Annotated in this window: 12 protein-coding genes; 7 read left to right on the top strand and 5 right to left on the bottom strand. The window is 61.3% G+C overall.

Going from position 1 to position 11,295, the window contains the following annotated elements:
• The first annotated feature begins 4 nt into the window (after positions 1-4).
• The 4 genes from AF71_RS00540 (at position 5) to truA (ending at position 3,977) form a co-directional block, all read left to right on the top strand.
• Positions 5-1,501: a globin-coupled sensor protein gene (locus AF71_RS00540; protein ID WP_169679203.1), complete on the top strand. Its 1,497-nt coding sequence runs from the start codon at positions 5-7 to the stop codon at positions 1,499-1,501.
• A 97-nt stretch (positions 1,502-1,598) separates the two neighbouring features.
• A complete protein-coding gene (gene def / locus AF71_RS00535; RefSeq protein WP_025658739.1) occupies positions 1,599-2,117 on the top strand; it encodes a peptide deformylase in 519 nt (172 codons plus the stop codon).
• 124 nt (positions 2,118-2,241) lie between these two features.
• Positions 2,242-3,177, top strand: a complete 936-nt coding sequence (gene fmt, locus AF71_RS00530) for a methionyl-tRNA formyltransferase (protein ID WP_025658740.1) — start codon at positions 2,242-2,244, stop codon at positions 3,175-3,177.
• The gene (gene truA / locus AF71_RS00525) at positions 3,177-3,977 is read left to right on the top strand and encodes a tRNA pseudouridine(38-40) synthase TruA (protein WP_169679200.1); all 801 of its coding nucleotides are present in this window, start codon (positions 3,177-3,179) and stop codon (positions 3,975-3,977) included. Before fmt ends, truA begins: the two co-directional genes overlap by 1 nt.
• A 12-nt stretch (positions 3,978-3,989) precedes the next feature.
• On the opposite strand, the gene AF71_RS00520 is transcribed toward truA, so the two are convergent.
• From AF71_RS00520 to dapD, 3 genes are all read right to left on the bottom strand, one after another.
• Positions 3,990-4,586, bottom strand: a complete 597-nt coding sequence (locus AF71_RS00520; RefSeq protein WP_169679197.1) for a hypothetical protein — start codon at positions 4,584-4,586, stop codon at positions 3,990-3,992.
• Entirely contained in the window at positions 4,573-5,766 is a 1,194-nt protein-coding gene (gene dapE, locus AF71_RS00515) for a succinyl-diaminopimelate desuccinylase (RefSeq protein WP_169679194.1), read from the bottom strand. The genes AF71_RS00520 and dapE overlap by 14 nt, the downstream gene beginning before the upstream one ends.
• A gap of 157 nt (positions 5,767-5,923) precedes the next feature.
• On the bottom strand, positions 5,924-6,784 hold the full coding sequence (gene dapD, locus AF71_RS00510) for a 2,3,4,5-tetrahydropyridine-2,6-dicarboxylate N-succinyltransferase (RefSeq protein WP_018857714.1): 861 nt from the start codon (positions 6,782-6,784) through the stop codon (positions 5,924-5,926).
• A gap of 181 nt (positions 6,785-6,965) precedes the next feature.
• Here dapD and AF71_RS00505 point away from each other — a divergent pair, with 181 nt between their 5' ends.
• On the top strand, positions 6,966-7,832 hold the full coding sequence (locus tag AF71_RS00505; RefSeq protein WP_018857713.1) for an LOG family protein: 867 nt from the start codon (positions 6,966-6,968) through the stop codon (positions 7,830-7,832).
• Positions 7,833-7,881: 49 nt separating this feature from the next.
• On the opposite strand, the gene AF71_RS00500 is transcribed toward AF71_RS00505, so the two are convergent.
• Together AF71_RS00500 and AF71_RS00495 are read right to left on the bottom strand one after the other, a co-directional pair.
• Complete coding sequence (locus AF71_RS00500) at positions 7,882-8,508, bottom strand: EF-hand domain-containing protein (protein WP_169679191.1); 627 nt, start codon at positions 8,506-8,508, stop codon at positions 7,882-7,884.
• 109 nt (positions 8,509-8,617) lie between these two features.
• A complete protein-coding gene (locus AF71_RS00495; RefSeq protein ID WP_025658745.1) occupies positions 8,618-9,325 on the bottom strand; it encodes a pyrimidine 5'-nucleotidase in 708 nt (235 codons plus the stop codon).
• Between the two features lie 101 nt (positions 9,326-9,426).
• On the opposite strand from AF71_RS00495, the gene AF71_RS00490 reads away from it, so the two are divergent.
• Positions 9,427-10,506, top strand: a complete 1,080-nt coding sequence (locus tag AF71_RS00490) for a trifunctional transcriptional activator/DNA repair protein Ada/methylated-DNA--[protein]-cysteine S-methyltransferase (protein WP_025658746.1) — start codon at positions 9,427-9,429, stop codon at positions 10,504-10,506.
• The gene (locus AF71_RS00485; RefSeq protein ID WP_018857709.1) at positions 10,503-11,276 is read left to right on the top strand and encodes an isocitrate lyase/phosphoenolpyruvate mutase family protein; all 774 of its coding nucleotides are present in this window, start codon (positions 10,503-10,505) and stop codon (positions 11,274-11,276) included. Before AF71_RS00490 ends, AF71_RS00485 begins: the two co-directional genes overlap by 4 nt.
• Positions 11,277-11,295 lie beyond the last annotated feature (19 nt).

Raw genomic sequence — 11,295 nt, 5'->3', positions numbered from 1 at the left:
GATCATGACCAGCCAGCAGTCCGACAGCACGCTCAAGCAACGCCTCGATTTCATCGAGCTGGACGACGGAGCCCGCACGGCGCTGCGTGAGATGCGCCCGGCAATCTCGGAGTTGCTCGGCGGCGCTCTCGACAAGTTTTACGCGAAGCTGGCAATGACGTCTGAGGTCGCAAGCTTCTTTGCCGATAAAGCGCATATGGGACATGCCAAGAAGCGCCAGGAAGACCACTGGGCCAATCTGGCTGGCGGCAACTTCGACGAAACCTACGTCAAAGGCGTGGTCACGGTGGGCAAGACCCATGCCCGTATTGGCCTCGAGCCTCGCTGGTATATCGGTGGCTACGCGCTGCTGATGAGCGAACTCGTGAAGGGCCTGATGGCCAAGCAGTGGCCCTCCATGTTCGCCAGGCAGCAGGGCAAGGTGCTGGCCGAGAAGCTTTCAGCGGTCATCAAGGCCGCGATGCTCGATATGGACTATTCGATCTCGGTCTATCTGGAAGCGCTCGAAGAGAAGCGACGCAAGCTGGAAGAAGAGCGCGTAAAGGCCGAGCAGGATCAGGCCGTTGCGCTCGATCATCTTCGCCGCGGTCTGGAGGCGCTGTCGAACGGCGATCTCGAGGCCACGCTGCCGCCAGATCTCCCCGGTAATTTCAAAGCCATGGCCGACGACTATAACCGCGCCGTCGCCGCTCTTCGCGCGTCCTTTGGCTCGGTGCGGGCAACCTCGGGCGAGATCCTGAGGGGTACGGACGTGATCGCCAAGGCCTCCGATGACCTTGCTTTGCGGACGGCCCAGCAGGCAGCTGGCGTCGAGGAAAGCTCGGCGGCGCTGCAACAGCTTTCGGTCAGTGTCGGACAGACTGCCGCAAACGCCGAAAAGGCATCCGGTGCGGTCCGTGAGACGCAGCAGAAGGCCAAGAACTCCGGCGAACTCGTCACCAGCGCCGTTTCCGCGATGGCCGGCATCGAAAAATCCTCGACCGAGATCGCCAAGATCATCGGCGTCATCGACGAGATTGCTTTCCAGACGAACCTGCTGGTGTTGAACGCCGGCGTGGAGGCTGCGCGTGCCGGCGAAGCGGGCAAGGGCTTTGCCGTCGTGGCGCAAGAGGTCCGCCAACTGGCGCAGCGCACCGCCGACGCCGCCAAGGAGATCAAGAACCTGATTTCGGAAAGCTCGGTCCAGGTGAACGAAGGAGTGGACATCGTCAGCAGCACCGGCGAGGCGCTGAACGACATGATCAACCGCATCGATATCATCAACAGCTTCGTTGCCGATATCGCCGCTGCCGCGCGCGATCAGGCAACCGGGGTCAACGAGGTCAGTGTCGCCATCCGCAACATGGACACGATCACGCAGCAGAACTCGGGAATGGTCGAGAACACCTCTGCCGAGACGCGGCGCCTGCGCGGCGAAGTCGACAATCTGGTTGCACTGCTGCAGCGCTTCCGTACCGGCGTCGAGCAACGTTCGATGACCACGACACGCCGCGCCGCATGACGGGAATGCGGCGAAATTCCGGGCTGGGGCGTAAAAAAGCGCTCCGCCAGCCCACCGGATAATTCCATCCTGGAAAAAGATGCGTTATGGGAACGCCATGACCATCAAGCCACTCATCATTCTCCCCGATCCGCTGCTTCGTCAGGTTTCCAAGCCGATCGAGCGCGTTGACGCCGATCTTCAGCGACTTGCCGACGACATGCTTGAAACCATGTACGACGCGCCCGGTATCGGCCTTGCTGCCATCCAGATCGGCGTGCCGCGCCGCATGCTGGTCATCGACGTTTCCCGCGAGGGCGAAGAGAAGCAGCCCCTCGTATTCGTCAATCCGGAGGTCGTGGCATCGACAGACGAGCGTTCGGTATATGAGGAGGGATGCCTTTCGATCCCTGACTATTATGCCGAAGTCGAACGCCCGGCGACCGTCACCGTCAAATATCTCGACCGTGATGGCAAGGAGCAGACGGTGCAAGCCGACGGCCTGCTCGCGACCTGCCTGCAGCACGAGATTGACCACCTGAACGGCGTACTCTTCATCGACCACATTTCTCGCCTGAAGCGGGACATGGTGATCAAGAAGTTCACAAAGGCGGCGAAGTCGGCGAAGGCGCTCTAACCGGACCTTTGCTGACGCAGCCTCGCTGGACAGGCGATTTCGCGGGCCGGATGCCTGAAGGGGCTTGATCTGAAGCTCGCAAGCCCGTTTGAAGACGTCTGACCGGAAACATGGCGGGATAGAAATGTCGCTTCGCATCATCTTCATGGGCACGCCCGAATTCTCCGTCCCGACCCTGCGAGCGCTGATCGACGCGGGTCACACGATTCTTGCCGTCTACACGCAGCCGCCACGGCCGGGCGGACGGCGCGGGTTGGACCTGCAGAAGTCGCCGGTGCACCAGGCGGCTGAGCTGCTCGGCATTCCCGTCTTTACGCCGGTGAATTTCAAGGATCCGGAAGAGCGCGAGCGCTTCAGGGCGCATGATGCAGATGTCGCTGTTGTGGTTGCCTATGGACTGCTATTGCCGGAGGCGATTCTGACCGGCACGCGCCACGGCTGCTACAATGGTCATGCCTCACTCCTGCCCCGGTGGCGGGGTGCTGCTCCGATTCAGCGGGCGATCATGGCCGGCGACGAAAAGACCGGCATGATGGTGATGAAGATGGACAAGGGGCTCGATACCGGCCCGGTGGCTCTCACCGGTGAAGTCGAGATCGGCCCCGACACCACGGCCGGGGAATTGCACGACAAGCTGATGCATGTCGGGGCCAGGGCAATGGCTGAGGCAATGGTCAAGCTCGAGATGGGCGATCTTCCCCTGACGCCGCAGCCGTCGGACGGTGTGCTCTACGCCGCCAAGATCGACAAGGGCGAGACGCGGATCGACTTCTCGCGGGACGCCGCTGACATCCATAATCACATTCGCGGTCTGGCGCCGTTTCCGGGCGCGTGGTTCGAAGTGGCAATCGGCGGCAAGCCTGAGCGCGTCAAGGTGCTGGCCTCGGAAATCGCACAAGGCCGCGGCAGCGCTGGCGAGTTGCTGACCGATGATCTGGTCGTTGCCTGTGGAACCGGCGCCGTTCGCCTGACCAGACTGCAGAAAGCCGGTGGCAAGCCGTTGCCGGCCGCTGATTTCCTGCGCGGGACACCGCTTCCATCGGGCACGAGGCTTCCCTGATGCATCGTTACCGCATGATCGTTGAATATGACGGTGGTCCTTACGTTGGCTGGCAGCGGCAGGAGAACGGACCGTCTGTCCAAGGGGCGATCGAGAAGGCGATTCTGTCGGCAAGCGGTGAGACGGTGTCGATCCGCGGCGCGGGGCGCACCGATTCCGGCGTTCATGCAATGGGCCAGGTCATCCATGCCGATCTCGCCAGGGAGTGGTCGGCCTTCAAATTGCAGAATGCGCTGAACGCCCACCTCAAGATGGCCGGGGAGCGGGTCGCGATCGTCAGCGTGGAAGCGGCGAGCGAGTTCTTCGACGCACGGTTCTCGGCGCTGCGGCGCCATTATCTTTATCGCATCATCAGCCGCCGGGCGCCGTTGGCGCTGGGGGCCGGGAAGGCATGGTGGGTCCCAAAAGCGCTTGACCATGAGGTCATGCATGCGGCGGCGCAGACGCTCGTCGGCAAGCACGATTTCTCCACCTTCCGCTCCGCACATTGCCAGGCCAACAGTCCGATTCGAACACTTGATCGGCTGGACGTGACGAGAAACGGCGAACTGATCGAGATTCGTGCTACGGCCCAAAGCTTCCTGCACAACCAGATCCGTTCTTTCGCGGGAACACTCAAGCTCGCGGGGGAGGGCAAATGGACGCCGGCCGACGTCCGCGCCGCGTTGGATGCGCGAGACCGCAAGGCCTGTGGCCCGGTCGCGCCGCCGGATGGACTCTATTTCATGCAGGTGGACTATCCCGACGTCATCGTCGACCGGCGCCCGCCGGTGGAAGGCGACGACGGCGAGGACTTCTGATTTTTTCGCTGATCAGACGGGATAAATGCCGAGAAAGCGCTGCAGGTATTCCGACAGCATCAGTGATGGCACGAGCAGCACCAGCGTGAGTACCCCAACCATCAGGCCTTGGCCGTAAAAGATCATCCTCAGGATGCGTGCAATCGCAAAGACCTGCGCAAGCATGAAGGCCAGCAGCAGCACCGAGACGAGGCCAACCAGCTGTGGCAGGAAGAAGACGAGCGCGAGCAACATCCCATTGACGTAGGACAGCGGCACGCCGAGCCAATTGACGCTGACGATAACAGGCCCAAAACGCTCGCCCTTCTTGAAGGCCAGCAGCAGCAAGCCTGCAAAGACCAGCGGCACGAACCAATTGGCGGCCTCGACGAGCCCGAGTCTGAAATAGAAGAGTGCGCCGACGTCGGTATGCGGCGGCATCGTTTGCAGGAAGGCCTGGCGCCACCATAGCCACGAGATGCCCATTGGCGGCAGGCACCAGAAGATCGCCCAGAACGAGCGGTTGACGCCGCGATCCGACATGTCGAGGAAGCGAAAGCCGCGCGGATCCATGCGGATCAGCAGCCAGATCCCGGCAAGATAGTACTGAACTTCCCTAAAGCCCGGCATTAGCGAACCAGCGCTCGATGAAGGTTTCATAGATTACCGTGAGTCGCTCGAGGTCGGAAATTGCGACGCGTTCATCGACCATGTGCATCGTCTGGCCGACAAGGCCGAACTCGACGACCGGGCAGTAATCCTTGATGAAGCGGGCGTCCGACGTGCCGCCCGTCGTGGAGAGCTTCGGGGACTGGCCGGTGAGGCTTTCGACGGCCGAAGACAGCGAGGCGATCAGCGCGTTGTTGCGGGTCAGGAAGACGTGGCTCGGGCGCTCGGCCCAGACGATATCGTATTTGAGCGGCGCACGGCCGGGGCGCAGCACGCCTTCCGCTGCCGCGGCATCGAGGCGGCGCAGGATCTCCTGTTGTAGGCTCGCGGCGGTCCACGTGTCGTTGAAGCGAATGTTGAAGCTCGCCGTTGCCTTGGCGGGTACGACGTTCGTCGCCGGATTGCCGACGTCGATGGTCGTCACTTCCAGGTTGGACGGCTGGAAATTGTCGGTGCCAGCGTCGAAAGGTGGGTCCATCAGCGCTTGCGTGAGTTGCAGGATGCCGCGCACCGCATTGTCGGCAAGATGCGGGTAAGCGGCATGGCCCTGGACGCCATGCACGGTGATTTTGCCGGAGAGCGAGCCACGGCGGCCGATCTTGATCATGTCGCCGAGCTTGTCCGGATTGGTCGGCTCGCCGACGAGGCAGGCATCCCAGCGCTCGCCGCGCTCGGCCGCCCATTGCAGCAGCTTGATCGTGCCGTTGATCGCCGGGCCCTCCTCATCGCCGGTGATCAGGAACGAGACCGAGCCCTTCGGTGCGCCATGCTTTTCGATATAGCGGGCAATGGCCGCGACAAAGCAGGCGACCCCGCCCTTCATGTCGACAGCGCCGCGTCCGAAGAGTTCGCCGTCCGCAATCTCGGCGGCGAAGGGCGGATGCGTCCAGGCGGCTTCGTCGCCAACCGGCACGACGTCGGTATGCCCGGCAAAAATCAGGTGCGGGCCTTCGCCGCCGAGCCGCGCATAGAGGTTCTCGATATCGGGCGTTCCCGGCTCGGTCGCCTTCACCTTATCCACCTTGAAGCCAAGCGGCGACAGCATTGCCTCGAGCGCCGAAAGCGCGCCGCCTTCAGCGGGCGTGACGGACGGGCAGCGAATCAGAGTCTGAAGATTGGCAACGGGATCGGTAGCGGTCATGGGAGTGGAACTATCCAGCGGTAGTGGCAAAGAAAAGGCAAGGCGGCGGTACCGCCTTGTTGAAATGTGCCGTTCATTTTGCCGGATCAAGTCCGACCGTCAGCGTTTCGGAGGCACCCATCGTTTCAGACGAGATCGCCGGAACCTCAAGACTTGATCAGTCGCGAAGCAGTTCGTTGATGCCGGTCTTCGAGCGGGTCTTTTCGTCGACGCGCTTGACGATGACGGCGCAGTAGAGGTGCGGCGCCGGCTGGCCGTTGGCCATGGTGGCATTGCCCGACGGCATCGAGCCTGCAACGACGACGGAGTAGGGCGGCACTTCGCCGTACATCACTTCGCCGGTGGCGCGATCGACGATCTTGGTCGACTTGCCGATATAAACGCCCATGCCGAGGACCGAGCCCTCGCGGATGATGCAGCCTTCGACGACTTCCGAACGCGCGCCGATGAAGCAGTTGTCCTCGATGATCGTTGGGCCGGCCTGCATCGGCTCAAGAACGCCGCCAATGCCGACGCCGCCCGAGAGGTGCACATGCTTGCCGATCTGAGCGCAGGAACCGACGGTCGCCCAGGTATCGACCATCGTGCCTTCGTCGACGAAGGCGCCGAGGTTGACGAAGGACGGCATCAGCACGACGTTCTTGGCGATGTAGGCGGAGCGACGCACGACGCAGTTCGGCACGGCGCGGAAGCCGGCAGCGCGATACTGGTTTTCACCCCAGCCTTCGAACTTGGATGGCACCTTGTCCCACCAGGTCGAGTTGCCCGAACCGCCCTTGACGACTTCCATGTCGTTCAGGCGGAACGAGAGGAGGACGGCCTTCTTCAGCCACTGATTGACCTTCCAGACGCCGTCGTTGCCACGCTCGGCAACGCGTGCCTTGCCGCCATCGAGGAGTTCGAGCGCTGTTTCGACGGCGTCGCGGACTTCGCCCTTCGTCGACGTATTCACATTGTCGCGGTTGTCGAAGGCGGCTTCGATGGTCTTTTCGAGGGAGGAAAGGTCGCTGGCGCTCATGGGAATTCCTTAAACTTCGATCTTTATCGTTGGAGACCGAAGCCTCCGGAATTGTGATTGGCAGGGTGCGATCTGCTCTATCGCATGAACGGGTAAAATGGAATGATTTTTCCCGCGGCGTTTCAACGCCTCGGGACGACATACCGGCTCTGAAAGCCGGCGGTATTGAAAGGCATTAGGCATGGCAAAGGCACGAAACGGCAGACTGCGGCGCAAGGATGGCGTATGGGCCCCCCTCAAGACGAGTGCGGTCGACAAGCATCGCGCCGAGTCCGTCCCAAAGACGCCGCAGACCCTGTCACCGGCCTATCGTCTTGCCTATGTCGACGAGGATTTTTTGTGCCGCGAGGAGTTGCGGCCGATCCGGCTGCAGCTCGAACTGCTGAAGGTGGAGATGTTGCTCGCCGAGCGCGGCATCAAGTCAACGGTGGTGATGTTTGGTGGCGCCCGTATTCCTGCTCCCGGCCAGAGCGCATGGGCGGCGCGCAACGAGGTGCAGCGGGCCAATCTCGAGGCCGCGTCCGTCTACTACGACGAGGCACGCAAGTTTGCGCGGCTCTGCTCGAAGTATTCGGCGAGCTTCGATTTCCACGAATACGTTATTGTCACCGGTGGCGGGCCTGGTGTCATGGAGGCCGGCAATCGTGGTGCCGCCGATGAAGGCGCGCCGTCGATCGGTCTCAATATCGTTTTGCCGCACGAGCAGGCGCCGAACGTCTACGTCACGCCGGAGCTCAGCTTCAACTTTCACTACTTCGCCATCCGCAAGATGCACTTCATGGTGCGCGCCAAGGCGATTGCGGTCTTTCCCGGTGGTTTCGGCACGCTGGACGAATTCTTTGAGTGCCTGACGCTGATTCAGACAGGCCGCATGGAGAAGATGCCGCTCATCCTGTTCGGAGAGAAGTTCTGGCGCAGCATCATCAATTTCGAGGCACTGGCCGAGTTCGGCACGATCGCGCCTGACGATGTCGATCTGATCAGCTTCGTCGACACCGCGGATGCCGCCTGGAAGATTATCGAGGACTTCTACGAACACCACGAATAGAAAGGCCCGCCAGAACGACGGGCCTTGCGATCGATCGGTAAGTCCAAACTTACGGAAATGGACGATCCGGCATATCGTCGAGCGAGATTACCCCGTCCTTATTGCGATCCATCCAGGTGAAGAACTTGTCGAAGGCGGCTTCGGCTTCCTGCTTGGAAATCTGGCCGTTCTCGTCGGTATCGAAGCGCTGCATCATCATCATCATGCCTCGCATCATTCCGCCACGCATGCCGCGGCCTTCAGGGGTGGCCTGCGGTGGTGCTGGCTGGGCGCTGTCGGCATCGGCCGGCGGTGCCATCGGCATTGCATCGTCATCCGCGGTATCATCCGCAGGCGCCTTCATCTTGGCCATCATGGCTTCGCGGTGCTTGCGGATTTCCCCTGGCGTCAGCGAGCCGTCCTTGTCGGTGTCGATCGCGACGAAGATTGCCTCCATGCCGTCCTTGGCTTCCTGCTTGGAGATCTGGCCGTCCTTGTTGGTGTCGAACTGCTTCAGCATGCGAACGAAGATGACTTCGCGGATCGCGCCCATGCGCGGGCCCATCATCATGCCCATGCTGTGCTGCGGGCGAGGCCGATGAGGCTTCTTGTCGTGAGATGCTGCAAAACTGGTGCCTGCGGCACCAACGATCAAGACGGAGGAGAGTGCGGCCAGTATCAGCTTGTTCCGAGACATTTCAGCTCCTTTCAATATGCAATCGCAATCGGATTACAGATGAGAGGGTAGGGCTGGTGTGGCAAAACGCCCAATTAAAGATCGGTAAGCTGGATAAAACTTTCGTAACCTAACCGGTAATCTTCGCAAGAAAATCAGTGAGATCGTCGGTCACGAAGTCGATATGATCGTCCTCGCCGCTGGTCTTTTCCCACCATTCGACAACCGTGTCTTCGAGATTGTTTGGCACCAGCAACACTGTCTGCATGCCAAGGGTCTTTGGAACCTTGAGATTGCGCGGCAGGTCTTCGAACATCGCCGCCTTGCCGGTCTCCACCCGCTTCAACGCTGCGAACTTGTCGTAGGTCGCCTGCGCCGGCTTCGGCACGAAGTCCGCCGCCACGATGTCGAAGATGTCATCGAAATGCTCGAGGATGCCCAGCGCGCCCGCCGCCATCTCGGCATGCTTGACGCTTCCATTGGTGAAGATGAACTTCCGACCCGGCAGGGCCTTGATGGCCGCGCCCAGTTCGGGCTGCGCCGTCAGGCTGGAATAATCGATCGCATGCGCCTTCTCGAGGAAGTCGTTCGGATCGACACCGTGGTGGATCATCAGTCCCTGCAGCGTCGTGCCATGATCGTGATAATATTGCTTCTGCAGCTTGCGCGCCTCGTCCCGCTCCATCTGCAGCAAAGTCGAGACGTAGGCCGTCATGTTCTTGTCGATCTGCGCGAACAGGTTGACGTGATGCGGGTAGAGCGTGTTGTCGAGGTCGAAAACCCACTCGGTCACATGCGAGAAGTCCGCCTTGGTCGGCGTGCGATCTATCTTGGTCATGGGGGCGTTATGGCACGGCTTGCCGCGCAAGGAAATCGGCAAGAAAAAATAGACGCCCGATTTGCGGCGGACGCGGCATGCAAGGGATGTTAGAACGCCTCATGCTCTTCGATCTGCCCAATGACGATGCGCTCTACGACGCGCTGATTGCCCGAAGCCCTGCCTATGAGGGCCGCGCTTACGTTTGCGTCAAGACAACCGGCATTTTCTGCCGGCTGACCTGCCCGGCTCGCAAGCCGAAGCGAGAAAATACCCTCTTCTACGATTCCATCGCCACCTGCATGCAATCCGGATTTCGGCCGTGCCAGCGGTGCCGGCCATTGGAAGAGGCGGACAGGGAGCCGATTGTTGACGAACTCCTCGAGGCACTCGACAACAATCCGGCAGCGCGATGGACGGAGGACGATCTTATCGCGCGCGGCTACGACCCCTCGACCGTGCGGCGGGCTTTCAAGCGATCAACAGGCGTGACGTTCCTCGATATCGCCCGCTATCGCCGTCTTGGTGAGGCGGAGAAGCAACTGGCGAATGGCGCTCGTGTCATCGATGCTCAGATTGAGGCTGGGTATGAGTCCGGCAGCGGCTTTCGCGCCGCATTCCAGCGGCTGATCGGCAAGGCGCCTGTCATGTCGCAGAAGCGTGATCTCCTGTTTGCCGATTGGTTCGAAACGCCTCTCGGGCCCATGGTGGCGGTCGCGGACCAGACACATCTGCATCTCCTTGAATTCCACGACCGCAAGGCGCTGCCGGCCGAACTGGATAAGCTGCAGCGCAAGACGCGCTCCTCGGTTGCGGCCGGCCGCACACCTGCGATCGATCAGATCGATACTGAGGTGAAGGACTATTTCGATGGCCGGTCTGCTGCGTTCCGGACGCCGCTTGCGCTGGGCTTCGGCACAGCCTTCGAACGTCAGGTCTGGTCGAAGCTGATGGAGATACCCGTCGGCGAGACACGCGCTTATGGTGATATTGCGCGTGACATGGAGAACCCGCAGATGGTGCGGGCCGTCGGGCGCGCCAATGGCGCGAACCAGATGGCAATCGTCATCCCGTGCCATCGCCTGATTGGCGCCGACGGATCTCTGACCGGCTACGGCGGCGGGCTCTGGCGCAAGCAATGGCTTTTGCGGCACGAAGATGAGATGAAGACCAAGGGATTGTTTGTGGAGGAGATCCAATGAATCAGGCCGAGAAGGCAAAGGCATTCGGTGCGCTGCATCAGAAGGGCAACCCTGTCGTCCTTTACAACATATGGGACGCCGGAACGGCGAAGGCCGTGACCGAGGCCGGCGCCAAGGCTCTTGCGACGGGAAGCTGGTCAGTCGCCGCCGCGCAGGGTTATGGGGATGGTGAAAAGATTCCGCTCGAAGCGCTGGTTGCCACCACGCGGTCGATCACCACGGTGAATGACCTGCCGCTCTCGGTCGATTTCGAGGGCGCCTATTCGACGGAACCGGCCGGTGCCGCCGCCAATGTCGAAAAGCTGATCGACGCCGGCGCCATCGGCATCAATTTCGAAGATCAGGTGGTCGGCGGTGAAGGCTTGCACCCGGTTGAGAAGCAGGCCGCCCGCATCCGCGCCATTCGCGAGATGGCGGATCGCCGTGGCATTACCTTCTTCATCAACGCCCGCACCGATCTGTTTCTGCGCGAAGGTGATCTCTCAAAGCACGCAGGACTGGTCGATGCAGCGATCGAGCGTGGCAAGGCTTACGCCGCTGCCGGTGCCAACGGCTTCTTCGTGCCTTGGCTAATCGATGAGGGCCTGATCGAGAAAATCTCAACCGCCTCGGACTTGCCGGTCAACATCATGATGCGACCGGGCGCTCCCGATGTTAAGACGCTGGCGAGGCTTGGCGTCAGCCGCGTCAGCTATGGGCCAGGACCCTATCGGATGATGATGGAGAAGCTGAAAGAGGCAGCCACGGCGGTCTATGCCGCCGCAGGCTAAAGCACAACTCCCGGAAAAG

The sequence above is a fragment of the Rhizobium sp. 57MFTsu3.2 genome (assembly GCF_012932765.1).
Classification (GTDB): domain Bacteria; phylum Pseudomonadota; class Alphaproteobacteria; order Rhizobiales; family Rhizobiaceae; genus Rhizobium; species Rhizobium altiplani.
This window is presented reverse-complemented; position numbering and strand designations above follow the sequence as displayed.

Bases quoted from the DNA above. Each gene is read 5' to 3' on its own strand.
- AF71_RS00485 (WP_018857709.1), top strand. From the start codon at position 10,503: ATGAATCAGGCCGAGAAGGCAAAGGCATTCGGTGCGCTGCATCAGAAG.
- AF71_RS00540 (WP_169679203.1), top strand. From the start codon at position 5: ATGACCAGCCAGCAGTCCGACAGCACGCTCAAGCAACGCCTCGATTTC.
- dapD (WP_018857714.1), bottom strand. From the start codon at position 6,784: ATGAGCGCCAGCGACCTTTCCTCCCTCGAAAAGACCATCGAAGCCGCC.
- truA (WP_169679200.1), top strand. From the start codon at position 3,177: ATGCATCGTTACCGCATGATCGTTGAATATGACGGTGGTCCTTACGTT.
- AF71_RS00495 (WP_025658745.1), bottom strand. From the start codon at position 9,325: ATGACCAAGATAGATCGCACGCCGACCAAGGCGGACTTCTCGCATGTG.
- def (WP_025658739.1), top strand. From the start codon at position 1,599: ATGACCATCAAGCCACTCATCATTCTCCCCGATCCGCTGCTTCGTCAG.
- dapE (WP_169679194.1), bottom strand. From the start codon at position 5,766: ATGACCGCTACCGATCCCGTTGCCAATCTTCAGACTCTGATTCGCTGC.
- AF71_RS00505 (WP_018857713.1), top strand. From the start codon at position 6,966: ATGGCAAAGGCACGAAACGGCAGACTGCGGCGCAAGGATGGCGTATGG.
- fmt (WP_025658740.1), top strand. From the start codon at position 2,242: ATGTCGCTTCGCATCATCTTCATGGGCACGCCCGAATTCTCCGTCCCG.
- AF71_RS00520 (WP_169679197.1), bottom strand. From the start codon at position 4,586: ATGCCGGGCTTTAGGGAAGTTCAGTACTATCTTGCCGGGATCTGGCTG.
- AF71_RS00500 (WP_169679191.1), bottom strand. From the start codon at position 8,508: ATGTCTCGGAACAAGCTGATACTGGCCGCACTCTCCTCCGTCTTGATC.
- AF71_RS00490 (WP_025658746.1), top strand. From the start codon at position 9,427: ATGCTCTTCGATCTGCCCAATGACGATGCGCTCTACGACGCGCTGATT.